The following is a 23808-nucleotide window of genomic DNA, read 5'->3' as shown; positions in this document are numbered from 1 at the left end:
TCGTCCCGAACCTACAATTGGTGGCGGTTGTAGGTCAACGACCAAGCTCCGATTGCTTGAGGTCGGAGGTGGTCGCGTGATCGAATGGGCGTGCCATCCGGGGAGTGTGCATGCCCAAGCAGCAGTACCAGGTTCTCGCAGACGAGTTGCGGGCCAAGATCGAATCAGGCGAGTGGCCGCCCGGCACGAAATTGCCGAGCCGGTCACAGCTCTGCAAGGAGTACGGCGTCTCGGACACGGTGGTCGGCAAGGCCATGATGATTCTCCGAGCAACCGGGCTGACCGAGACGCTGGAAGGCGTCGGCGTGTTCGTTGCGGAGAAGGCCTAGATTCCGGTGCCGAGAGGCCCCTGGAGGGGCCGAGTTCGACCAAGATCTACCCCTGGTTCAGCAAGCGGTAGCCTTGGCTGGTGCGAGTACGTGTCGAGCAGGTTGCCTTACCGGGGATCGGGGTACGCCACGATCTGGTGACGGAGTCCGGACGCCGCCTGGGCGTGGTCTCCCACCGCAACGGCCGCCGGGATCTTGTCCTCTACGATCCCGACGATCCCGACTCCTGCCAGGCTGACATCCCGCTGACTGACGACGAGGCGGAGGCGCTGGCCGACATCCTCGGCGCGTCGCTGATGCTCGGTCAGCTCTCCGGGCTGCGCGAGCAGGCCGCCGGTCTGCTCACCGAGCAGATCGCCATCCCGGCGGGATCGCGGTACGTCAACCGGAAGCTGGGTGACACCAAGGCGCGTACCCGCACCAGCGCCTCCATCGTGGCGGTGCTGCGCGACGGCGAGGTCATCGTCTCGCCGCTTCCCACCTTCCGCTTCGCGGCCGGCGACGTGGTGGTCGTGGTCGGGACCCGCAGGGGTCTCGACGGCGTGTCCGCCATCCTCGCCGACAGTGACCCGGACGGCTGAGGCGGATGCACGAATCCACCACGCTGCTCGTCGAAGTCGGCGCGCTGCTGCTGCTGCTCGGTGTCCTCGGCCGGCTCAGCCGCCGGGTCGGTCTCTCACCCATCCCGCTCTATCTGCTCGCCGGGCTCGCGTTCGGGCACGGCGGGCTGCTCCCGCTGGCCGCCAGCGAGGAGTTCTTCGCCGTCGGCGCCGAGATCGGCGTGATCCTGCTACTGGTCATGCTCGGCTTGGAGTACTCGGCCAACGAACTGGTCGGCAACCTCCGCTCGGCGGCCCCGGCCGGCCTGATCGACGGTCTGTTCAACGCGTTGCCTGGCGCGGCGTTCGCCCTGCTGATGGGCTGGGACTGGGTGGCCGCCCTGGTGCTCGGCGGCATCACCTGGGTCTCCTCCTCCGGAGTGATCGCCAAGGTCCTCGCCGACCTGGGCCGGCTCGGTAACCGGGAGACTCCGGTGATCCTCTCGGTCCTGGTGATCGAGGACCTGGCCATGGCCTTCTACCTGCCACTGGTCACCGCGGTGCTGGCCGGCAGCGGGCTGCTCGGCGGTGGCATCGCGCTCGCCGTCGCGGTGGGCACGGTGCTGCTGGTGCTGCTGGTCGCCATTCGCTACGGCCACCTGATCTCCGCCGCCCTGTCCGCGAAGGATCCGGAGGCGCTGCTGCTCGGCGTACTCGGTCTGACCCTGCTGATCGCCGGCGTCGCGGCGAAGCTCCAGGTGTCGGCGGCGGTCGGCGCGTTCCTGGTCGGCATCGCGCTCTCCGGCCCGGTGGCGCACCACGCCACCGAGCTGCTGAGCCCGCTGCGCGACCTCTTCGCCGCGGTGTTCTTCGTCTTCTTCGGGCTGGTCACCGACCCACGCGACATCCCGCCGGTGCTGCTGCCGGCGCTCGCGCTGGCGGTGGTCACCATGGCGACGAAGACGCTGACCGGCTATCTGGCCGCCCGGCGGGTCGGCATCGCCGAACCCGGTCGGTGGCGGGCCGGGCTCGCGCTGGTCCCCCGAGGCGAGTTCTCCATCGTCATCGCGGGGCTCGCGGTGGCGGCCGGCAGCGTCGAGCCGCGGTTGGCCGCGCTCGCCACGGCGTACGTCCTGATCACGGTCGTGACCGGGCCGATGCTGGCCAGGCTGCCCGACTTCCCGTGGTTCAAGCGCTGGCTGCGCCGCCGTGCCGCCGTGCAACGGCGGGAGCCGGTGCCGGTGGGGGACTGACGCCCGTCGCTACCATCACGAGCCGGGTCGGCCGTACGGTCGACCCGGCTAGGCCAACGGTTGCTGAATTGCTCCCCTGAGGGGCTACCGCCGCTGTCCGGTTGCGATTAGCGTGTCGCCCCAGCAGCCCAAGGTCCGCAGGCGGCTGGTACCACTGCGGGCAGAGTGGAAGGTTGGCCGGTGAGCGTGCAGGAGTCGACGTTCCACGGCTTTGCCAACCCCGTCGATCCATCGCCGGCGGAGTTGCGCGCGTGGGCCTACCAACCCGATTCGGTGCCGTTGGCGTCGATGCCACCCGACTGGGACCTGCTGGTCTCCGGCGACCGGCTGGTGCTGACCCTCTTCGACCTGGCCATGGACCCGAGCTGCCCGGCCCGCCGATTCGCCCTGCACTGCCTCTACATCTACGCGGCCGACGGCATCCGGACGAACTTCCGTGCCCACCCCAAGCGCCGCTTCCGCAAGCTCGTCGAGCAGGCCGAGAAGACCGGCGACGAGATGATGCGGACCTGGGCGCACAACAGCCGGGTGCTGCTGGCCCGGCAGGATCTCTTCGTCTACCGGGACTGGTGCGAGGGCGGCCTGGTCCGGGAGAACCGCCGGATCGGCTGACCCACCCCGCCTCGGCGTCACCGCGTCCCGGCCCGTGTGCATGCGTGCATGCAAGGAGGCGAACGGGCCGGGACCTCCGCCCGGGCGTCACTGCGTCCCGGCCCGCATGCAAGAAGGCGAACGGGCCGGGACCCCCCGTGGGTCCCGGCCCGCACGTCGGCGTCCGGTTCTCGGCCCGGCCCGCCCTACCCTCCCGGTCGGCTCTCCGCCGGCTCCCGGTCGGCCCCGTGGTCCGGCCGGTCGGCGAAGCGCCCCTCCTTCACCACGTCGGTGAAGCGTCCTCTGGTGATTTCTTCGAACCGCTCCCGGATCGTCTCGGCAATCTTGTCGAGCCGATCGTCGGCCTGCTGGGCCACCTGCTTCGCCGCATCCGTCATCGCTCCCCCATGCCAGTGGGACTGCTTTGCGCGGAAAGGACCTCATTTGCACACTAACGGGAACGGCCCGGCCCGCGCCGGAAAACCAGCGAGCGGACCGGGCCGTTCAGGTCCCGGAGGTGAGTGTCGGGTCAGCGTTCGGGGCCGCGGCGGGGCCGCCAGACCACCAACGCGGTGGAGGTGCGGTTGGTCGGCACCAGGTCGCGGCCCGGGAAGCGGGCCAGCGACTCCAGTTCGGCGATCCGGTGGTACGCGGCGTCCAGCTCCGCCTCCAGCCGGGCCACCCGCTGCTGCGCCTGCTCGACCAGGCGTTCCAGCCCGATGATCCGCTTGACCCCGGCCAGGTTGATCCCGTCGTCCTGGCTGAGCCGCTGCACCTCGCGCAGCAGCACCACGTCCCGGACGCTGTAGCGGCGACCGCCGCCGGCCGCCCGGCCGGCCTGCACCAGGCCGAGTCGGTCGTACTGGCGCAGGGTCTGCGGGTGCATTCCCGCCATCCGCGCCGCGACCGAGATCATCAGCACCTTGGCCTCGTAGGCCGGGTCACCCGCCGAACCAGCGAACCCATCCGACATCCCGCTCACCTCCGCGTCACTGACCGCGTCAACCGACTCGACGCACCCGCGCGTCGAGATGTTCCCGCGCCGCCGGCGCCGTCTGCTCGGCGAACTCCTCCAGCGCCGCGCGCGCCTCGTCCGACACCCGTGCCGGCACAACCACGTCCAGTGTCACCAGCAGGTCGCCGGCCTGCCCGTCCCGGCGGGCCACACCCTTGCCCCGCGCCCGCAGGACCCGGCCGCTCGGGGTACCCGGCGGGACCCGCAGGGTCACCGCGCCGTCGAGCGTGGGCACCCGCAGGTCGGTACCGAGCACGGCCTCCGCGAAGGTGATCGGCACGGTCAACGTCAGGTCGTCGCCGCTGCGCCCGAAGAGCTCGTCCGGCCGGACCTTGACGTGTACGAACAGGTCGCCGGCCGGCCCACCGCGCTCGCCCGGCTCGCCTCGCCCGGCCAACCGGATCCGCTGGCCGTCAGCCACCCCGGCAGGGAAGCGGACGTTCAGCGTGCGGGTCTTCGTCACCCCGCCGGTGCCGTGGCACTCGGGGCACTTCTCCTCGACCACGGTGCCCACGCCCTGGCAGTTGCGGCACGGCTCGGAAAAGCTGAACGAACCCTGGTTGCGGGTCGTCACACCGGCGCCGTGGCAGACCGGGCAGGTGCGCGGCTGGGTACCGGGCTTGGCGCCGTTGCCGTGGCAGGTGTCGCAGACGCCGGGGGCGCGCAGGGTCAACGGCAGGGTCACGCCGCGCACGGCGTCGCCGAAGTCCAGCGCCACCTCGGTCTCCACGTCCCGCCCGCGGGCCGGGCCGCGCGGGGCGGTCGAGCCGGCCTGCCCGCCCGAGAAGATCGAGCTGAACAGGTCGGAGAAGCCGGCGCCGCCGAAGCGGCGGTCGCCTCCGCCGCCGGCCGTCGCGCCGCCGAACAGGTCGGAGACGTCGAACGGCATGCCCCCGGGCTCGCCCGCACCCCGGGCGTTACGCCGGAACGCTCCGGAACCGAAGAGGGAGCGCATCTCGTCGTACTCCCGGCGTCGGCCGGGGTCGGAGAGCACGTTGTTCGCCTCGGACGCGGCCTTGAACCGCTCCTCGGCCTTCGGGTCGCCCGGATTGTGGTCCGGATGCGATTCCCGGGCCACCTTGCGGTACGCCTTCTTGATCTCGTCCGCGGAGGCGGCCTTGTCCACGCCGAGCACGGCGTAGAAGTCCTTCTCGATCCAGTCCTTGGAACTCACCGGTCCACCCCCTTCCGACCGTGGTGGCCCGGTCGCCCCGCCCGCCGTCGTACGGCGGACGGGGCGACCCGGTCACTGCTTCGCACTATTCCGGTTCCGCGACCGCGACCAGAGCCGGCCGCAGCAGACGCTCACCCAGCTGGTAGCCCCGCCGCATCACCTGCACGCAGGTCGGCTCGGTCACGTCGGCGGAGGTCTGGTGCGCCACCGCCTCGTGCAGCGTCGGGTCGAACGGGTCGCCCTGCTCCCCGAACGGGGTCAACCCGAACTTGCCGAGCGCCGTGGTGAGCTGCTCCGCCACCGTTCCGAACGGCCCGACCAGGTCACCGTGTTCCCGGGCCCGGTCCAGGTCGTCCAGGATCGGCAGCAGCGCGGCGAGCACCGCCCCGGTCGCCTGCTCGGTGACCACGCCCCGGTCCCGGTCCACCCGCTTGCGGTAGTTGGCGTACTCCGCCGACACCCGCTGCAGGTCCCGAGTCCGCTCGTCGAGGTCGGCGCGGAGCGCCTCCAGCTCGGCGCCGAGACTGGTGCTGGTCGCGGCGTCGACCGGCTCGGCCGGCGCGTCCACCACCGGCGGGCCGCCGGCGGTCGCGCCGTCGATCGTGCCGGTCTCGACCTCGATCTCGTCGACCACGACCTCGGCGTCCTCGACCAACCCTTCAGCCGAGACGTCGGTGGCGGCGTCGGCGGCCGTACCCTCCGGCTCGGCGGGCTGGCTGATCTTGCGGTTGTTGCGGATGACGACCCGCGGCGCGTCACCGGTGGCCGGCTCGGCGGGCGCGGAGCCACCCGGCGTCGACCCGGTCTTGCCCCGGTCGGCGGCTCGTGGCTTCTCCGTCATGCGGCTACCTCATCCCTTTACCGTGGACACGTGTCGGAGGCCGACGGTCACTTCTTGCCGTCCTCGTCCACGATCTCCGCGTCGACCACGTCGTCGGCGCCACCGGCCGCCTGCGGACCGGTCGCCCCGGCGGCACCCGGGCCGGCCTCGCCGCCCGGCTGCTGGCCCTGCTCACCCTGCTGGGAGTAGAGCAGCGAACCGGCCTGCTGGGACACCTGCGCCAGCCGCTCGTGCGCCGACTTGATCTTCTCGATGTCCTGGCCGCCGAGGGCGCTACGCAGCTCGCCGAGCGCCTCGTTGAGCTGGTCGCGGTTCTCCGCGGGCAGCTTGTCGCCGCTCTCCGCGAGGAACTTCTCGGTCTGCCACTGCAGCGCCTCGGCCACGTTGCGGGTCTCGGCCTCGTCGCGACGGCGCTTGTCCTCGTCCGCGTGCTCCTCGGCGTCCCGGCGCATCCGCTCGATGTCGTCCTTCGGCAGCGAGGAGCCGCCGGTGATCGTCATCTTCTGCTCCTTGCCGGTGCCAAGGTCCTTGGCGTGCACGTTGACGATGCCGTTGGCGTCGATGTCGAAGGTGACCTCGATCTGCGGCACGCCGCGCGGCGCCGGCGGGAGGCCGGTCAGCTCGAAGGTGCCGAGCTTCTTGTTGTAGGACGCGATCTCCCGCTCACCCTGGAAGACCTGGATCAGCACCGACGGCTGGTTGTCGTCCGCCGTGGTGAAGACCTCGGAGCGCTTGGTCGGGATGGTGGTGTTGCGCTCGATCAGCTTGGTGAAGATGCCGCCCTTGGTCTCGATGCCCAGGCTCAGCGGGGTCACGTCGAGCAGCAGGACGTCCTTGACCTCGCCCTTGAGCACACCGGCCTGGAGCGCGGCGCCGACGGCGACTACCTCGTCCGGGTTGACGCCCTTGTTCGGGTCACGGCCGGTCAGCTGCTTGACCAGGTCGGTGACGGCCGGCATCCGGGTCGAGCCGCCGACCAGGATCACGTGGTCGACGTCGGAGACCTTGATCCCGGCGTCCTTCACGGCCTGCTCGAACGGGCCCTTGCAGCGGTCCAGCAGGTCCTGCGTCATCCGCTGGAACTCGGCGCGGCTCAGCGTCACGTCGAGGTGCAGCGGGCCGGCGGAGCCCGCCGTGATGTACGGCAGGTTGATGTTGGTGGTGGTGGCCGCGGACAGCTCGATCTTGGCCTTCTCGGCGGCCTCGCGCAGCCGCTGCAGGGCCATCTTGTCCTGGCCCAGATCGATGCCGTGCTCGCCACGGAAGGTCTTCACCAGGTGGTCGATGATCCGCTGGTCCCAGTCGTCACCACCGAGGTGGTTGTCACCGCTGGTCGACTTGACCTCGATGACGCCCTCGGCCAGCTCCAGCAGGGAGACGTCGAAGGTGCCACCGCCGAGGTCGAAGACCAGGACGGTCTGCTCCTTGGAGCCCTTGTCCAGCCCGTACGCCAGCGCGGCCGCGGTCGGCTCGTTGACGATCCGCAGCACGTTGAAGCCGGCGATCTCACCGGCCTCCTTGGTGGCCTGGCGCTGGCCGTCGTTGAAGTAGGCCGGAACCGTGATCACCGCGTCGGTGATCTGCTCACCCAGGTACGCCTCGGCGTCCCGCTTGAGCTTCATCAGCGTGCGGGCCGAGATCTCCTGGGGGGTGTACTTCTTGCCGTCGATGTCCACCGACCAGTTGGTGCCGATTTCCCGCTTGACCGACCGGATCGTCCGGTCCGGGTTGGTCACCGCCTGGCGCTTCGCGACCTCACCGACGAGCACCTCACCGTTGCGGGCGAACGCGACGATCGACGGGGTCGTCCGCGAGCCCTCAGCGTTGGCGATGACGGTGGGCTCACCGCCCTCGAGAACGCTGACGCAGGAGTTCGTCGTGCCGAGGTCGATACCGACCGCACGTGCCATCTTCGCTTCCTCGCTTCGTAAAGGTTGAGCAGGTGACGGGCACCGCCCGCTGAGCTGCTCGGTGGGCGCCGCCGCAGCGGGCCCCACCGCAAGTTGAGTGAACCGGACTCAATAGTGCCACGCGTCCGCAGATCGTCAAGTCGGGGTTGAGTGAACCCGACGCAACCTTCGTTTGCTACCGATCGGTTGTCTTCCCTTGCATCGGTCGGGCACGCTTTAGCGGTGACGACGCACGGCGATCCCGCCACCCACTCCGGCGCGCCCGCCGTCGCAGCCCGCACCGGCCCGCCGGAAGACGCGGAGGACCCGCCCGCCACCACCGGGGACGACACCCTCCCCGCCGCCCTGGAGGGCCTGCGGGCCGCGATCGGGGCGACCAGTTTCCCGCTGAGCCTGCCCTCGGCCGAGCCGGCCCGGCGCACCGCCGCCGGGCTCACCGACCAGCTCGACGACTACCTGCTGCCCCGGCTCACCCGGCTCGACGCCCCCCTGCTGGTGGTGGTCGGCGGCTCCACCGGCGCCGGCAAGTCGACCCTGGTCAACAGCCTGGTCCAGGCCCGGGTGAGCGCGGCCGGCGTGCTCCGCCCGACCACCCGCTCGCCGGTGCTGGTGTGCAGCCCGGCCGACTCGTCCTGGTTCCGTCAGGGCGAGCTGCTGCCCGGCCTCACCCGCACCAACGAGCCGAGCGAGGATCCCGGCACCCTCCAGCTCGTCACCGCCCCCGCGCTCCCGCCCGGCCTCGCCTTCCTCGACGCGCCGGACATCGACTCGGTCGTCGACGCCAACCGGGCACTCGCCGGTCAACTGCTCGCCGCCGCGGACCTCTGGCTCTTCGTCACCACCGCCGCCCGCTACGCCGACGCCGTCCCCTGGGAGCTGCTGCGCAGCGCCCGGTCGCGAGGCGCCGTGATCGCCATGGTGCTCGACCGGGTGCCGGCAGAGGCGAGCGACGAGATCGCCGCCCACCTCTCCGAGATGCTCGCCGAGCAGGGTCTCGGTCAGGCGCCGCTCTTCGTGCTCCCGGAGACCTGGGTCGACGGCCAGGGGCTGCTGCCGGGGCGGGTCACCGCCCCGCTCGCCGACTGGTTCGCCCGGCTGGCCGCCGACGCGGACGCCCGGGCCGCCGTGGTGCGCCAGACCCTGGACGGGGCGCTGGCCGCGGTGCACCCCGCCATCGAAGGGCTCGCGGACGCCGCCGACGAGCAGGTCGCCACGGCCGACGCGCTCGACGAGCGGGTCCAGGCCGCCTACCGGGGCGCGCACCGCACGGTGGAGCAGGGGCTGACCGACGGCCGCCTGCTCCGCGGGGAGGTGCTCGCCCGTTGGCAGGAGTTCGTCGGCACCGGCGAGTTCTTCCGCACTCTCGAAGCCCGGATCGGGCGGCTGCGCGACCGGTTGATCGCCGCGGTGACCGGGCGACCGGCGCCCGCCGCCGAGCTGCGTACCGCGATCGAGTCCCAGCTGGTGACGCTGCTGCGCGGGGTCGCCGCCGAGGCCGCCGAGAACGCGTACACCGGGTGGAAGGCGCACCCGGCCGGCGCGGCGCTGCTCGAACCCGGGCTCGCCCATCCGAGCGACGACCTGCCCGAGCGGGCCGAGCGGCTGGTCCGGGAGTGGCAGCGCGCGGTGCTGGACCTGGTCCGCGCGGAGGGCGGCGACAAGCGGTTCGTGGCCCGCACCGCCGCGTACGCGGTGAACGCCACCGGGCTGGCGGTGATGATCGCGGTGTTCGCCTCGACCGCGTTCATCCCGACCGGGCTCGAGGTGGCCACCGGAGCCGGCACCACGGTGGCCGCGCAGGCCGTGCTTCAGGCGATCTTCGGCGACCAGGCGGTTCGTACGCTCGCCAGCAAGGCCCGCATCGACCTGCTCGACCGGGTGCGGACGCTGCTGGACGAGGAGGCCGCCCGCTACCTCGCCCGGACGGAGGCGGCCCGGCCCGGCCCGGAGACCGCCGACGCCCTGCGACGCGCCGCGACCCGGGTGGAGATCGCCCGGCACCGCAGCGGCCTCACCACCGGGGAGGGTGACCGGTGAGCGCGAGGAGTGAGCTTGCGAGCCCCGCAGTCGCGAACGAAAGGCCCGCCCGGTGAGCGCGAGGAGTGAGCTTGCGAGCCCCGCAGTCGCGAACGAAAGGCCCGCCCGGTGAGCAACGTCGTCGGTCGGATGCGTGAGGCCTTCCGGGGTGACCAGCGGGTCGACCCGGACGCGCTGCTCGCCCGCCTGGACGCGGTCCGTCGCTTCCTCGGCGCGGCGGACGGGCACCTGCCCGATTCTCAACTCGTCCCGGCGCACACCCTGGTCGAGCGGGCCGGCACCCGGCTGGCGCTCTCCCGGGACCACACCGTGGTCGCGCTGGCCGGCGCCACCGGCAGCGGCAAGTCCAGCCTGTTCAACGCGCTGGCCCGGCTGGAGCTCTCCCCGGTCGGGGTGCGCCGGCCGACCACCGGGGTGACGCACGCCTGCGTCTGGGGCCAGCAGGAGGGCGCGGTCCGGCTGCTCGACTGGGTCGGCGTGCTGCCCCGGCACCGGTTCGTGCGGGAGAGCGCCCTGGACGGCGACGACGAGTCGGCGCTGCACGGCCTGGTCCTGCTCGACCTGCCCGACTTCGACTCGGTGCAGCGGTCCCACCGGACGGAGGTGGACCGGTTGCTCGGCCTGGTCGACCAGGTGATCTGGGTGGTCGACCCGCAGAAGTACGCCGACCGGGTGATCCACAGCAGCTACCTGCGCGAGTTTCACCGGCACCGGGACGTCACCCTGGTCGTACTCAACCAGGCCGACCGGCTGCCCCCGGCCGAGCTGCCCCGGGTCCTGGCGGACCTGCGCCGGCTGCTCGACGCGGACGGGCTGGACGGCGTCCCGCTGCTGGCGACCACCGCGATCGACCCGGCCGGGATCGGCGACCTGCGCGCGGCGCTGGAGCGGACGGTGGCCGAGCGGCAGGCGGCGCTGCGCCGGCTCGCCGGTGACGTCGACACGGTGGTGAGCGAGCTGGACGAGCTGGTGGGCTCCGCCCGACCGGCGGGCGGCCCGGACGACGCCACGGTCGACGGGCTCACCCGGGCGCTGGCCGGGGCGGCCGGCGTGCCGGCGGTGACCGACGCGGTGCAGCGGGCGTACCGGCACCGGGCGGTCGCCAGCACCGGCTGGCCGCTGGTCCGCGGCTGGCGGAGGCTGCGCCCCGACCCGCTGCGCCGGCTGCACCTGCCCGGGCCGGGCGGCGAGACCGCCGACCCGGCGGAGAGCCTGGTCGCCGCGACCTCGGTACCGGACCCCACCGCCGCCCAGCGCTCCGCGCTCGGGCTGGCCATCCGGGCGGTGGCCGACCGGGCCGCGGCCGAGCTGCCGGCGGACTGGCCGGCGGCGGTGACCACGGCGGCGCGGTCGCGCCTCGGCGACCTGCCGGACGAGCTGGACCGCGCGGTCGCCGGCACCGATCTCGGGATGGGACACCGGCCGGTCTGGTGGCGGGTGGTCGGCGCGCTGCAGTGGCTGGTCACCCTGGCCGCGCTGGTCGGGTTGGGCTGGCTGGTGCTCGGCTACGCGCTGCGCGCGCTCGGCCTGCCGAAGCTGGACAACCCGGCCGTGGGTGAGGTCCCGCTGCCCACCGTGCTGCTGCTCGGCGGCCTGCTCGCCGGGCTGCTGATCTCCGCGCTGACCCGGCCGGTCGTCCGCTGGGCGGCGCGGCGGGCGCGGCGCCGGGCCGAGCGGCGGCTGACCGCCGCGGTGGCGACCGTGGGCGACGAGTACGTCCTCACCCCCGTCCGGGTCGTGCTCGCCTCCTACGCCGAGGCCCGGGACGCGCTGAAGGACGCCGCCCGCCGCTGATCCGGCCGATCGCTACCGCTCGCCGGAGCGCCCGCCGGGCGTAGGGTCGGAGCATGGCCACGCCTCAGACCCCCTACGACGCGGTGCTGCACGCCGCACGCGACGTGACCAAGCTCGACTGCGCCCTGGACGCCGAGATGCTCGGCGCCGCGCTGCTCGGCAGCGTCTACGCGATCGCCGAGACCGACCGCAGCGCTGCCGTCCGGGAGTTCGTCGCCGGTTTCCTCGTCGCCACCGCGCGCCGGCGTACGGCCGCGGCCACCACCATCCGCTCGGTCTTCGCCACCCTGGTGCCGGACGCCGAGGGCGCCGGCCGGGTCCGCCCGGGCAGCCAGGCACCGGCGTGGTCCGGTCAGCTCGGCCGGGTACACCTCACCGGCAGCTGGGCGTACGGCGACGTCTACGGCGACCAGACCTCCTACCTGGCCACCTTCGCCTACGACGACGCGGTCGGCGGCCCGGAGCACGCGCTGGTGGCCCTGGTCGACCACAACATCGGCATCACCAAGGACGTCTTCGTCGGCGGCCCCGCCGAGCGGATCCTGGAGCAGGTCCGGCAGATGTGCGCCAGCGACGACCTGACCTGGTTCCGGGAGGAGGACCCGGCCCGGATGCGCAGCGAGGTGGCCCGGCACCTGCTGATCACGGACGACCTCGGCGAGCTGCCCGGCGAGGGGTCGCTCGCCACCGACCGGGCGCTGGTCGGCGCCCGGCTGGCGCTGCTGCCCGCCGCGTCGTTGCCGGCGCCCCGGGAGCCCGAACAGCTCTCCGCCGACGACCGGACCGAGCTGGTCCGGCGCTTCCTCGCCTCGCCGGAGGCGGCCCGCGCCGGGCTGGACACCGTCGACGGCCCCGAGCTGGCCTCGCTGCACTTCTGCCTCAGCCTGCTGCTCGACCACGCGGCGACCTTCCCGGATGCCGACCCGCTGCGCTGGAGCCCGGCGGTCGCCGGGCTGTTCCTGCTCGACTGGGTGCACCGGCGGGCGGTGCTGGACATGGACGACGCCGCGATGCTGCCCCGGGTGCTGCGGGCCTGGGCCGGCTACGCGGCCCACCGGCGCGGCCTGCCCGAGTCGGCGGCGGAGCAGACCGACACGGCGATCGAGGAGATGGTGCCGGAGTTCGCCCGGCTCTACAGCACCGGCGAACGGCGCAGCCCGGCGACGGCGGCGGTGGCGCAGCTGATGGCCGACGGGGTGGACCCGGACGACCCGGCCGCGCTGGACGCCTGGATCGAGGCCAACCGGCACCGACTGGCCGACGACTGACCCCCACCCCTACCCATTCGATCGGACTGATCATGAGGTCTGCGGCGAGGAAGGGGATCGACATCGCCGCGGACCTCATGATCGGCGGGAAGGGGCGGAGGGCCGGTCAGCGGAGCGCGGCGAAGACCACGCCGGCGACCAGCCCGCCGACCAGGCCACCGGCGACCACCTGGGTGGTGGTGTGGTCGCCCAGCCGGACCCGGGACCAGCCGACGACGGCCAACAGTGGGGCGGTGACCAGCAGCCGGGCCCCGAAGGTGAGCACCAGGACGACCACGGTGCCGGCGGCGACCGCCGAGTGGATGGACATCTTCCACCAGTGGCTCACGGTCACCGCGACCACCAGGCCGACCACGCCGGCCGCGGCGAGCGCCAGCACCGGACGCGGGGCACCGAGCGCCGCGAGCAGGGCCAGCCCGGCGGCGACCGAGCAGAGCCCGAAGAGCAACGGCACCCTGCGCTGCTCGCGCAGCCCCACATGGTGATCGGTGAACCGGCCCCGCCGCACCCCGCCGAGGATGTACGCGAACGGGATGCCGCTGACGAAGACGGTGGCCAGCAGCCCCCAGGCGAGCCCGTGGGCACCGCCCCGGGCGCTGTGCCAGCCGATGGTGAGCATCAGCACCGAGACCAGCACCGCGGGCGCGGTCAGCTCGGTGACCAGCCGCGCCAGGCGCAACGTCGGACCGGGCCGGGCGACGGTGCCCGGACGGGGTTCCGCACCGCCGCCCACGCCGTCTCCTCCGCTCCCGCACCGCCGGCCGGCACGGGCCGGGACGGCTCAGCCGCTTCTGATCGTCACCGTACCGGCGGTGAGGTGGCCGGGTGCGGGTCCACCGGTTCCCGGGGCGCCGGAACGGTGCTGGCGGCCGGCGGGGTCGGGCTCCCGGCGCTGCTGGGGGTCGGGCCGGCGGTCAGGGTCGCGGGCGGATCGGTCGGCTCGGGCGGGCTGTCCGGTGGTGCCGAGTGGGTGGGGCTGGGCGTCCCGGTGGGAGTGGGCCGGGGCGGCACCGAGATGGTGCTGGTCGCGGACGCCGTCGGTGACGGCCCGCCGGTCGGCGACCCGGTCGGCGTCGGCGACGGGCTCGGCGAGGCGGAGGGCGGGTTGGGCCGGGGCGGGCGCGGGGCCGGCGGCACCGGCCGGCCGAGGCCCGGTGGACGCGGCCCGGCCTGGTCCGGGCGGTCCGGGCGGTCCGGCGTCTCCAGCGCGACCCCGGGCGACCAGCCGTTGGCGGCCGACGGGGTGATCACCGGGCGGGCCGGCGGGAGTGCGGGCTGACTGGTCACCGGCAGCGGGATGACCACCGGCCCGACCGACGGGGTCGGGATGAACGGGGTGCTGTTGTCCGGCAGGGCGGTGCTGCCCACCGTGGCCGAGCCGGCGCTGATCGCCGCCAGGATCGGCATCGACGCGGTGCCGGCGAGCAGCGCGACGGTGAAGAGGTAGCCCTTGGCCGGCGCGGCCGAGCCGCGGGCACGGTGCGCGCCGACCACCCGGCGGTAGCCGCCGTTGGTGGAGCGGTGCCGACCGAGCAGCGGCGTACCGGGACCGTCGGCTGGCTCGGACACCACGCCTCCCTCATTGTCGACCGTGGACGGACCGGGACGCGGACGTGACCCGGAGATGCGGCAAACCACCCGATCGTGGCGATCCCACGGCAATCAGCCTGGCTTAGTGACGCTGCGTTGACCAGCCCTCCACAGCGTGTCGACACACCCAACTGGCCGAACGGTGACGAATCAGCACCGGATCGTCGAGCGGCATCCGACGGGCCTGATGTTGACAAATGCCGCGAAGCAATTTGGTGCCAGCCGGAAGGGCGGGCGTACTTGTGGGCCCACTCACCTGCTCTGCGAATATGGACCACGACGGCAACGCAGCCGCGGCCTCCGCGCACCCTCGCGGCAGGTACGGCTGGGCGCCGGCGCTCCCGAACCGGGTTCGGCACCGAATCCGGCTCGCGCCGCGCGGCAACCCCCACCCGGGCTAGGCGCGGCCGCCAGGAACCCGTCCGGCACCGGCCGGACAGGTGCAGGATTTGCGCGGCCGGGTCACCCCCCGGTGCCGACGCAGAGACGACAGGGAGAGACGGATGGCAAAGGGCGACCCCGGGGTCACCACCCGCGGCAGGCGGGCCGCACCCCGCTCCAGGAAGTCCGCGGTCGGCGACCCGGACCTGGTACAGCTGCTCACCCCGGAGGGTGAGCGGATCGAGAGCTTCACCGGGCGGGACGGCACCGTGTACCGCGTCGACTTCACCGACGAGGAGTACCGCGGCCTCTACCGCGACCTGGTGCTGGTACGGAAGCTGGACGCCGAGGCCACCGCCCTGCAGCGTCAGGGTGAGCTGGGCATCTGGGCCAGCCTGCTCGGGCAGGAGGCGGCGCAGGTCGGCTCCGGCCGGGCGCTGCGTACCCAGGACATGGCCTTCCCGACCTACCGGGAGCACGGCGTCCTCTACTGCCGGGGCATCGACCCGATCATGCCGCTCGGCCTGTTCCGCGGCGTCGACCAGGGCGGCTGGGACCCGAACGAGTTCAAGTTCAACATGTACACGATCGTGATCGGGGCGCAGACCCTGCACGCGACCGGCTACGCCATGGGCATCACGATGGACGGCAAGACCGGCACCGAGGACGGCGAGGCGGTGATCGCCTACTTCGGCGACGGCGCCACCAGCCAGGGTGACGTCAACGAGGCCTTCGTCTGGGCCGGCGTGTTCAACGCCCCGATGGTCTTCTTCTGCCAGAACAACCAGTACGCGATCTCCGAGCCGCTGGAGCGGCAGACCCGGATCCCGCTCTACCAGCGGGCCGCCGGCTTCGGTTTCCCCGGTGTCCGGGTGGACGGCAACGACGTGCTGGCCTCCTACGCGGTGACCCGCACCGCGCTGGACAACGCCCGGCACGGGCAGGGCCCGAGCCTGATCGAGGCGTACACGTACCGGATGGGCGCGCACACCACCTCCGACGACCCGACCCGCTACCGGATCGCCAGCGAGGTCGAGGCGTGGCAGGCCAAGGACCCGATCGCCCGGGTCAAGGTGTTCCTGGAGAAGCAGCAGATCGCCGACGCGGACTTCTTCGCCGAGGTCGACGAGCAGGCCCGCCGCGAGTCGGTGCACCTGCGCGAGCGCGTGCTCGCCATGCCCAACCCGGAGCCGGTGACGATGTTCGACCACGTCTACCCCACCGGGTCCCCGCTGCTCGACGAGCAGCGCGCGCAGTTCAGCCGCTACATGGAGTCGTTCGAGGGGAGCGCCCACTGATGGCCACGGAGACGCTCACCCTCGGCAAGGCCCTGAACACCGGCCTGCGCCGCGCTCTCGAGAACGACCCCAAGGTCGTCATCATGGGCGAGGACGTCGGCAAGCTCGGCGGCGTCTTCCGGATCACCGACGGGCTCCAGAAGGACTTCGGCGACCAGCGGGTGATCGATACCCCGCTCGCCGAGTCCGGCATCATCGGCACCGCGATCGGCCTGGCCATCCGGGGCTACCGGCCGGTCTGCGAGATCCAGTTCGACGGCTTCGTCTACCCCGCGTACGACCAGATCGTGTCGCAGGTGGCGAAGATGCACTACCGCTCGCGGGGCAAGCTCAGCATCCCGATGGTGATCCGGATCCCGTTCGGCGGCGGCATCGGCGCGGTGGAGCACCACTCCGAGTCGCCGGAGGCGTACTTCGCGCACACCGCCGGCCTGAAGGTGGTCTCCTGCGCCAACCCGCAGGACGCCTACGTGATGATCCAGCAGGCCATCGCCTCCGACGACCCGATCGTCTTCCTGGAGCCCAAGCGGCGCTACTGGGAGAAGGGCCCGGTCGACCTGGACGCGCCGTTGTCCGACGCGTACCCGCTGCACTCGGCCCGGGTGGTCCGGCCCGGCACCGACGTCACCCTGCTGGCGTACGGGCCGATGGTCCGGACCTGCCTGGACGCGGCGACCGCCGCAGCCGAGGACGGTCGGGAGCTGGAGGTCATCGACCTGCGCACGATCTCCCCGCTCGACCTGGGCGTGGTCTACGAGTCGGTGAAGCGCACCGGCCGGGCCGTGGTGGTGCACGAGGCCCCGTCCAACCTGGGTCTCGGCTCCGAGCTGGCCGCCCGGATCACCGAGCAGTGCTTCTACTCGCTGGAGTCGCCGGTGCTGCGGGTGACCGGCTTCGACATCCCCTACCCGGCCGCCCGGGTGGAGGAGGAGTACCTGCCCGACCTCGACCGGGTGCTCGACGCCGTCGACCGCACCTTCGGCTGGTGAGCGACATGTCCCGGATCAAGGAATTCAACCTGCCCGACCTGGGCGAGGGGTTGACCGAGGGCGAGATCCTCAGCTGGCTGGTCAAGGTCGGCGACGTCATCGAGTTGAACCAGCCGATCGTCGAGGTGGAGACCGCCAAGGCGGCCGTGGAGATCCCGGCGAAGTGGGCCGGGCGGGTGCAGCGGCTCTTCCACCCGGAGGGCACCACGGTCGAGGTCGGCACGCCGATCATCGCGATCGACACCGACCCGGACGCCGGCCCGCTGGACACCCCGGACACACCGTCGACCACCGGTCAGCCCAGCGGCGACCTGCCCACCCCGTCGGCCGCGTCCTTGGCGGCGGTCGAGGTGGCGCCGGCCGAGGGCATGGTCGAGCCGGGTCTGATCGGCGGCCCCGCCCCGGGCGGGCGGACCGCGGTGCTGGTGGGCTACGGCCCGCGTACCACCGCGGCGAAGCGCCGCCCGCGCAAGGGCGCCGTCCCGGCGCAGGCCGCGACGCCCCCCGCGCCGGTCGCGCCGGCCGCGCCGGCCCCGCAGCCGGCGGCCGTGCCGGCGCCGGGCCGCAACGGGCAGGGCGGCACGGCGGTCGGCGGGCTGGTGCTGGCCAAGCCGCCGGTACGCAAGCTCGCCAAGGACCTCGGCGTCGACCTGAGCACGCTGACCGGGTCGGGCCCGCTGGGCTCGATCACCCGGGAGGACGTGCAGCAGGCGGCGAGCGGGGCCGTGGCGGCGGCCGAGCCGATCGCGGCGACGGTGGTCGGCACGACGGCACCGAGCTTCGGCGTGGACCGCGAGCAGCGCATCCCGGTCAAGGGGGTACGCAAGCTCACCGCCGAGAACATGTCCCGGTCGGCCTTCACCGCCCCGCACGTGACGGAGTTCCTGACCGTCGACATGACCCGGGCGATGAAGGCGCTGGACCGGCTGCGCGGCCGGCGGGAGTGGCGCGACGTCCGGGTCTCGCCGCTGCTGCTGGTGGCGAAGGCGGTGCTGTTGGCGGTCAAGCGGCACCCGATGGTCAACTCGACCTGGGCCGGCGACGAGATCGTGGTCAAGGAGTACGTCAACCTCGGCATCGCGGCGGCCACCGAGCGCGGCCTGATCGTGCCGAACATCAAGGACGCCGGGCGGCTCACGCTGCGCGAGCTGGCCGACGCGATGACCGGGCTGGTGCAGACGGCCAAGGCCGGCCGCACCTCGCCGGCGGACATGTCCGGCGGCACCCTGACCATCACCAACGTCGGCGTGTTCGGCGTGGACACCGGTACGCCGATCCTGCCTCCGGGCGAGTCGGCGATCCTGGCCTTCGGTGCCGTCCGGGAGATGCCCTGGGTGCACAAGGGCAAGGTCCGCCCGCGGCAGGTGACCACGCTGGGCCTCTCCTTCGACCACCGGATCATCGACGGTGAGCTCGGGTCGAAGTTCCTCCGCGACATCGGCGACTTCCTCGCCGACCCGGAGGCGGCGCTGCTCGCCTGGACCTGACCGGTCCTTTCTGCACCAGCCACGGCCGGTGTGCCTCGGGTTAACGCCCGGCACACCGGCCGTGTCCATTGGCAGACGGAAACCTAAGCAGCCGACCGGTTTCACCTTCGATTGTTCGGCTGGTGTCTCAGCTCACCTAATAATCGATGGAAGTTGGCTCCCTGGTGCGGTTAAATAGAGACACCAGGGGCTGACAACCGAATAGCCAGGAGGAGAGACACCATGAGCATGATCGAGCGGATCCGGACCCGTCGCGACGCCACCCGCCGCGCGCGTGCCATCGAGCACGCGCTGCGCTCGGCGAACTCGCCGGCGGTCCGCGAGGAGCTTCTCGCCATCGCCCAGCGTCACATGAGCTGACGCACCACGACGTTCCTCTTCTCCTCCAGATCGATGACCCGCCCGGACGCCCCGGGCGGGTCATCGGCGTTTCACACCCGTCGGCACCGGGATTCCACCTAGCCGCAGCGCCCGGTACGGTGGGCTTCGGTCGTCGCCCGCCGGCCCGGAGAGGTCGAGCCGATAGAAGCAGTTCGACATCGTCCGGCCACAGGGAGTGACGACCGGTGCTCCCCGGAGGCCGTGGGCGGCCACCGGATACGGTGCGGGGAGCCCGGCACGGCCGGCATGCCGGCGACACCGGCAGCCCTGCCGAGGAGACCGATCGGCACGGGCGGCCGAATGTGATGGAGGAGGCGCACCGATGACGTCCGAGGGCCCGCACCACCCCGGCCAGGAGCCGGACGAGGTGCCACCGGGCGCCGGCGGACCGGCGCCGTACGGCGACCGGCCGGCGCAGCCGGGGAACGGCTACGGCGCCGCCGGCCCGGACCTGGGCTGGGCGCCCCCGCCGCCGGCAGGTTCCAACCCGCCCGCCCCCGCCTGGGCGGGGCAGCAGGACCAGCCCCCGGTTCCGCAGTGGGGCACCGCGCAGGTGCCGCCGCCCGCCGAGGCGGGGCAACCCGGCCCGTGGGCGAGCACCGAAGCTGCCCAGCCCGAGCAACCCGGCCCGGCCTGGGCCGCGACCGGTACCGCCCAGCCCGGCTGGGGTGCGCAGCCTGAGCAGCAGCCCGGCCCGGCCTGGGCCGGCGCCGAGCAGCCCGCCTGGGCGCAGTCCCAGCCGGCCGCCCGGGGTGCGGCACAGGTGCCGGCCCCCGCGCCGGCTACGCAGGCCTGGCCCCAGGACGACTCGGCCCGCTCCGGCGGCTGGGCCCAGCAGGAGGCCGCCGGCACCGCAGCGCAGGACGACCCGGGCCGCGCCGACGGCTGGGCCGGGACCGGGCAGCCCGGCCCGGCGAACGGCGGCTGGTCCGACGGGCCCGCGCAGCAGGACGCCCCGGCGAACGCCGGCGGCTGGGCCGACGGTGGCCAGCAGAACGGTCAGCAGGCCTGGGGCCAGGCCGAGCAGTCCGGCCAGACCTGGGGACAGGCCGAGCAGTCGGCCCCGGCCTGGGGCCAGCCCGAGCCCGCCGTACGCGGCGCCGCGCAGGTGCCGACGGCGGACGACCCGGCCCGCTCCGGCGGTTGGGCCGCGCAGCAGGACCCGGCAGCCTCCGGCGGCTGGGCCAGCCAGCAGGACCCGGCCGGCTCCGGCGGCTGGCCGGCAGCGGCCGGGGCACAGCCGGACGAGGCCGCGCAGCCGGCCGGCTGGGGTACCGCCGCCGCGCCGGAGGACCGGCCGGGACAGCCCGACTGGATGATCGCGCAGAACGACGAGCGGCCGCAGGGCAACGCCGCCCCGGCCGGCTGGGGCGAGAGCCCTGCCGGCTCGGCTCAGGACGACGCCGCCCGCCCCGGCGGCTGGGCTGCCGCGGAGCCGAACGGCGCGCCGGCCCGGGCCAGCGCGAGCGTGCCCGGCGCCGACTCCGCGCCGGCCTGGGGCGCGGAGAGCCCCGCGCAGTGGACCGGCGCCGAGCGGCCCGCCGCGTCGGAGGTCGAGCCGTGGTCGGCCAGCGAGGCGTGGGGTCGGGCCGACGCCGACCCGGCGGCTGGCCGCGCCCCGGAACAGGCCGAGGAGCAGCCGGTCTACCAGCCCGGCCCCGCGCCGGGCATCTCACCGGCCAACGCGGTGCCGCTGCCCCCGCAGGAGCAGCGGGTACCCGGTGCCAGCCTGGCCGCCGCCCCGCCCGCCGACTACGCCCCGCCGGCCGAGTTCGGCTCGCCGGCCCCGTACGGCGCCCCGGCGGGCGAGCGCGCCGACTGGCCCGACCGGGCCGGTGGCGACGGTGCCGGGCAGTCGTACGAGCAGGAGCAGTCCGGCTGGGGTCAGGCCGAGGCCCGCAACGAGGAGCCGTCGTCGGCCGGGCCGGTGGTGCCCGCGCCGCGTACCTCGCCGGAGTCGGGTGCGGCCGCGCGCGCGTCCGTACCGCAGGCCGACGCCGGCGCGGTGGGCCGGGCCGCAGCGAGCGCCTCGGTGCCGCTGGCCAGCCGGGTGATGCCCCCGACCGACCAGGCCATGCGGCCGACGGGTTCACCCGCCCCGCAGCCCCGGGTCTACGGCCGTCCGGCCCGTCAGGAGACCGCGGACGAGCCGGCGCAGGCCGAGCCCGACCCGTACGGCGTGGAGCACCGGCCCGAGTCCGGGCCGGAGCCTCGCTTCGACGACCGGGTGTCGCCGCCGAGCGGCTTCGCCGAGAACCCGCCGCTGAACTCCGGCCCGTCCGCCCCACCGGCGTTCCCACCGGGCGTGCCGTCCTTCGTCGACGCGCCGAGCAGCAACCGGCCGATGAACGGCGTGCGCCCGCACCCCGGGACGGAGCGGCCGGCTGACCCGTTCGGCTCGCCGGCTTCGCCGCACGGCGACCCCGGCATGGGTGGGATGCCCGGTTACGGTCCGCCCGGCGCGGCCGACCCGGCGCCCGGCGGGTTCCCCCCGCCGTTCCCGCCGCCTCCGCAGCAGCAGCCCCTGCCGTCCTGGGGGCCGACCACGCCGAACGCCTCCGAGTCCGACCAGGGACGCTTCGACGCGTTCAAGCCGGACGAGGAGCCGAAGGTCGAGGCGCCGACGCCGAAGGTGCGCAACGGCCGGGTGCTGGCGGCCGTGCTGGTCGCCGCGGTGCTCATCCTGGCGGTACCGCTGGGTCTGCTCATGCTGCTCGGCAAGGTCGGCGGCGGGAACGAGGCGCCGGCGTTCGACCCGGCCGTCGGCACCTGCGTGAAGCAGGACGGCGAGGGTGCCGTGGCCGCCGACTGCGGCGAGGCCAACGCGTTCACGGTGACCTCCAAGGTGGACAACAAGGACAAGTGCGCCGACCCGGCCCAGCCGCGGGTGGAGCTGTCGGGTGGCGGGTCCAACCGGGTGCTCTGCCTGAAGCCGGCCGGACAGTAGGACCATCCCGACGGCGGGGCCACGGACCTCCGTGGCCCCGCCGTTCGCGTCCGCGTCCGGTCGCCAAAGAGGTGTGATCGAGCCCGCTCGGGGTACCGGCCGACCCGGCCACCGGTCTCCGGCAGACTGGACGCATGAGCGCACGAGTACGGGCCCCCGAGCTGCGCGGTCGGGGCTGGCTGAACACCGGTGGGCGTGAGCTGAAGCTCGCCGACCTCCGGGGCAAGATCGTGTTGGCCGATTTCTGGACCTTCTGCTGCATCAACTGCCTGCACGTGCTCGACGAACTGCGCCCGCTGGAAGAGAAGTACGGAGACGTGCTCGTCGTGATCGGCGTCCACTCGCCGAAGTTCGAGCACGAGAAGGACCCGGACGCGTTGGCGGCGGCGGTCGAGCGGTACGGGGTGCACCACCCGGTCCTCGACGACCCCGAGCTGATCACGTGGCAGCAGTACGCGGCTCGCGCCTGGCCGACCCTGTCGGTGATCGACCCCGAGGGTTACGTGGTGGCCACCATGGCCGGCGAGGGTCACGCCGAGGGCCTGGCCCGGCTGATCGACGAGCTGATCGCCACCCACGAGGCGAAGGGCACGTTGCACCGGGGCGACGGCCCCTACGTCCCGCCCGCCGAGCCGGAGACCACGCTGCGCTTCCCCGGCAAGGCCGTGCTGCTCGACTCCGGCAACCTGCTGGTCTCCGACTCGGCCCGGCACTCGCTGGCCGAGCTGGCCCCGGACGGCGAGCGGCTGGTCCGCCGGATCGGCTCAGGCAGCCGGGGCCGGGCCGACGGGCCCGCCGGGGCGGCGACCTTCTCCGAGCCGCAGGGGCTCTGCCTGCTCCCGAAGCACGTGGCCGAGGTGGCCGGCTACGACCTGGTCGTCGCGGACACCGTCAACCACCTGCTGCGCGGCGTACGGCTCACGACCGGTGAGGTGGTCACGGTCGCCGGCACCGGGCGGCAGTGGCGCTCGACGGTCGACGACCACGCGCACGACGCGCTCTCGGTCGACCTCTCCTCCCCCTGGGACCTGGCCTGGCACGACGACAAGCTGATCATCGCGATGGCCGGCATCCACCAGCTCTGGTGGTTCGATCCGATCAAGCGGACCGCCGGCATGTACGCCGGCACCACCGTCGAGGCGCTCCGCGACGGCCTGCTGGCCGAGGCGTGGATGGCGCAGCCCTCCGGGCTCTCCGTCTCCGCCGACGGCACCCGGCTCTGGATCGCCGACAGCGAGACCAGTGCGATCCGGTACATCGAGAACGGGGTGATGGGCACCGCGGTCGGGCAGGGGCTCTTCGACTTCGGCCACGTCGACGGGCCGGCCGAGACGGCGCTGCTCCAGCATCCGCTGGGGGTGTGCGCGCTGCCCGACGGGTCGGTGCTGGTCGCCGACACCTACAACGGTGCTGTCCGGCGCTTCGACCCGGAGACCGCCCAGGTCTCCACTGTCGCCGACGGCCTGGCCGAGCCGAGCGACCTGGTGCTCACCCCGGACGGCGAGGTGCTGGTGGTCGAGTCCGCCGCGCACCGGCTCACCCGGCTCGCCCCCGGCGCGCTCTCCGCTGCCGGCGCGAGCACGGTGGACGGCCCCCGGCACCGCACCGAACGGAAGCCGACCGACGTCACCGCCGGCGAGCTGACCCTGGACATCATCTTCACCCCGGCGCCCGGCCAGAAGCTGGACGAGACGTACGGGCCGTCCACCCGGCTGGTGATCTCCGCCTCGCCGCCCGAGCTGCTCGTCGAGGGGGCCGGCAGCGGTACCGAGCTGTCCCGCCGACTGGTGGTCAACGGCGAGGTGACCGGCGGCGTGCTGCAGGTGACCGCGCAGGCGGCGACCTGCGACGCGGACGTCGAGCACGCGGCCTGCCACCTGACCCGGCAGGACTGGGGCGTGCCGGTCCGGGTGGTCGACACCGGCGTCGCCCGCCTGCCGCTGGTCCTGCGCGGTCTGGACGCCTGAGACCCGACTCCGGGCCC

The 23808-nt window shown here is 73.6% G+C and carries 20 protein-coding genes; 13 read left to right on the top strand and 7 right to left on the bottom strand.

From position 1 onward, the window contains the following. Positions 1-110 precede the first annotated feature (110 nt). The 4 genes from ACIP9D_RS05680 to ACIP9D_RS05665 all read left to right on the top strand — a co-directional run bounded on the left by ACIP9D_RS05680 (position 111) and on the right by ACIP9D_RS05665 (position 2733). Positions 111-329, top strand: a complete 219-nt coding sequence (locus ACIP9D_RS05680; RefSeq protein ID WP_350868458.1) for a winged helix-turn-helix domain-containing protein — start codon at positions 111-113, stop codon at positions 327-329. Positions 330-409: 80 nt separating this feature from the next. Further along, complete coding sequence (locus ACIP9D_RS05675) at positions 410-910, top strand: TrkA C-terminal domain-containing protein (protein WP_350868460.1); 501 nt, start codon at positions 410-412, stop codon at positions 908-910. Positions 911-915: 5 nt separating this feature from the next. Next, the gene (locus ACIP9D_RS05670) at positions 916-2121 is read left to right on the top strand and encodes a cation:proton antiporter (RefSeq protein WP_350868462.1); all 1206 of its coding nucleotides are present in this window, start codon (positions 916-918) and stop codon (positions 2119-2121) included. A 180-nt stretch (positions 2122-2301) separates the two neighbouring features. After that, positions 2302-2733, top strand: coding sequence for a hypothetical protein (locus ACIP9D_RS05665; RefSeq protein WP_350868464.1), 432 nt, complete (start codon positions 2302-2304; stop codon positions 2731-2733). A 185-nt stretch (positions 2734-2918) separates the two neighbouring features. Here ACIP9D_RS05665 and ACIP9D_RS05660 read toward each other — a convergent pair whose 3' ends face one another. The 5 genes from ACIP9D_RS05660 to dnaK all read right to left on the bottom strand — a co-directional run bounded on the left by ACIP9D_RS05660 (position 2919) and on the right by dnaK (position 7652). Beyond that, on the bottom strand, positions 2919-3110 hold the full coding sequence (locus ACIP9D_RS05660) for a hypothetical protein (RefSeq protein WP_350868466.1): 192 nt from the start codon (positions 3108-3110) through the stop codon (positions 2919-2921). Positions 3111-3241: 131 nt separating this feature from the next. Then, positions 3242-3685, bottom strand: a complete 444-nt coding sequence (locus tag ACIP9D_RS05655; protein ID WP_350868468.1) for a heat shock protein transcriptional repressor HspR — start codon at positions 3683-3685, stop codon at positions 3242-3244. 28 nt (positions 3686-3713) lie between these two features. Further along, entirely contained in the window at positions 3714-4901 is a 1188-nt protein-coding gene (dnaJ, locus tag ACIP9D_RS05650; RefSeq protein WP_350868470.1) for a molecular chaperone DnaJ, read from the bottom strand. Between the two features lie 85 nt (positions 4902-4986). Next, on the bottom strand, positions 4987-5742 hold the full coding sequence (gene grpE, locus ACIP9D_RS05645; RefSeq protein WP_350868471.1) for a nucleotide exchange factor GrpE: 756 nt from the start codon (positions 5740-5742) through the stop codon (positions 4987-4989). Between the two features lie 47 nt (positions 5743-5789). After that, positions 5790-7652 (bottom strand): molecular chaperone DnaK, encoded by a 1863-nt coding sequence (dnaK, locus tag ACIP9D_RS05640; protein WP_350868472.1) that lies wholly within the window; start codon positions 7650-7652, stop codon positions 5790-5792. A 222-nt stretch (positions 7653-7874) separates the two neighbouring features. Here dnaK and ACIP9D_RS05635 point away from each other — a divergent pair, with 222 nt between their 5' ends. From ACIP9D_RS05635 to ACIP9D_RS05625, 3 genes are all read left to right on the top strand, one after another. Then, positions 7875-9689 carry an ABC transporter gene (locus ACIP9D_RS05635; protein WP_350868473.1) on the top strand — a complete coding sequence of 605 codons (1815 nt, stop codon included), beginning with the start codon at positions 7875-7877 and terminating at the stop codon, positions 9687-9689. 129 nt (positions 9690-9818) lie between these two features. Continuing rightward, positions 9819-11483, top strand: a complete 1665-nt coding sequence (locus tag ACIP9D_RS05630) for a GTPase (RefSeq protein ID WP_350868823.1) — start codon at positions 9819-9821, stop codon at positions 11481-11483. A 53-nt stretch (positions 11484-11536) separates the two neighbouring features. Beyond that, the gene (locus ACIP9D_RS05625) at positions 11537-12751 is read left to right on the top strand and encodes a hypothetical protein (RefSeq protein WP_350868474.1); all 1215 of its coding nucleotides are present in this window, start codon (positions 11537-11539) and stop codon (positions 12749-12751) included. Positions 12752-12857: 106 nt separating this feature from the next. On the opposite strand, the gene ACIP9D_RS05620 is transcribed toward ACIP9D_RS05625, so the two are convergent. Together ACIP9D_RS05620 and ACIP9D_RS05615 are read right to left on the bottom strand one after the other, a co-directional pair. After that, positions 12858-13484, bottom strand: a complete 627-nt coding sequence (locus tag ACIP9D_RS05620) for a phosphatase PAP2 family protein (protein WP_350868475.1) — start codon at positions 13482-13484, stop codon at positions 12858-12860. Between the two features lie 65 nt (positions 13485-13549). Next, entirely contained in the window at positions 13550-14320 is a 771-nt protein-coding gene (locus ACIP9D_RS05615) for a hypothetical protein (protein WP_350868476.1), read from the bottom strand. A gap of 524 nt (positions 14321-14844) precedes the next feature. Here ACIP9D_RS05615 and pdhA point away from each other — a divergent pair. From pdhA to ACIP9D_RS05585, 6 genes are all read left to right on the top strand, one after another. Beyond that, complete coding sequence (gene pdhA, locus ACIP9D_RS05610; RefSeq protein WP_350868478.1) at positions 14845-16020, top strand: pyruvate dehydrogenase (acetyl-transferring) E1 component subunit alpha; 1176 nt, start codon at positions 14845-14847, stop codon at positions 16018-16020. Further along, complete coding sequence (locus tag ACIP9D_RS05605) at positions 16020-17009, top strand: alpha-ketoacid dehydrogenase subunit beta (RefSeq protein ID WP_350868480.1); 990 nt, start codon at positions 16020-16022, stop codon at positions 17007-17009. Before pdhA ends, ACIP9D_RS05605 begins: the two co-directional genes overlap by 1 nt. Beyond that, the gene (locus tag ACIP9D_RS05600; protein WP_350868482.1) at positions 17006-18496 is read left to right on the top strand and encodes a dihydrolipoamide acetyltransferase family protein; all 1491 of its coding nucleotides are present in this window, start codon (positions 17006-17008) and stop codon (positions 18494-18496) included. Before ACIP9D_RS05605 ends, ACIP9D_RS05600 begins: the two co-directional genes overlap by 4 nt. Before the next feature lie 222 nt (positions 18497-18718). Next, a complete protein-coding gene (locus ACIP9D_RS05595; protein ID WP_350868483.1) occupies positions 18719-18856 on the top strand; it encodes a hypothetical protein in 138 nt (45 codons plus the stop codon). A 343-nt stretch (positions 18857-19199) separates the two neighbouring features. Further along, positions 19200-21824: a hypothetical protein gene (locus ACIP9D_RS05590; RefSeq protein ID WP_350868485.1), complete on the top strand. Its 2625-nt coding sequence runs from the start codon at positions 19200-19202 to the stop codon at positions 21822-21824. Positions 21825-21958: 134 nt separating this feature from the next. After that, on the top strand, positions 21959-23791 hold the full coding sequence (locus ACIP9D_RS05585) for an NHL domain-containing thioredoxin family protein (protein ID WP_350868487.1): 1833 nt from the start codon (positions 21959-21961) through the stop codon (positions 23789-23791). Positions 23792-23808: the final 17 nt, after the last annotated feature.

Origin of the sequence: Micromonospora sp. NPDC093243, assembly GCF_044753725.1 — a bacterium.
In the GTDB taxonomy this organism is placed as follows: domain Bacteria; phylum Actinomycetota; class Actinomycetes; order Mycobacteriales; family Micromonosporaceae; genus Micromonospora.
This window is presented reverse-complemented; position numbering and strand designations above follow the sequence as displayed.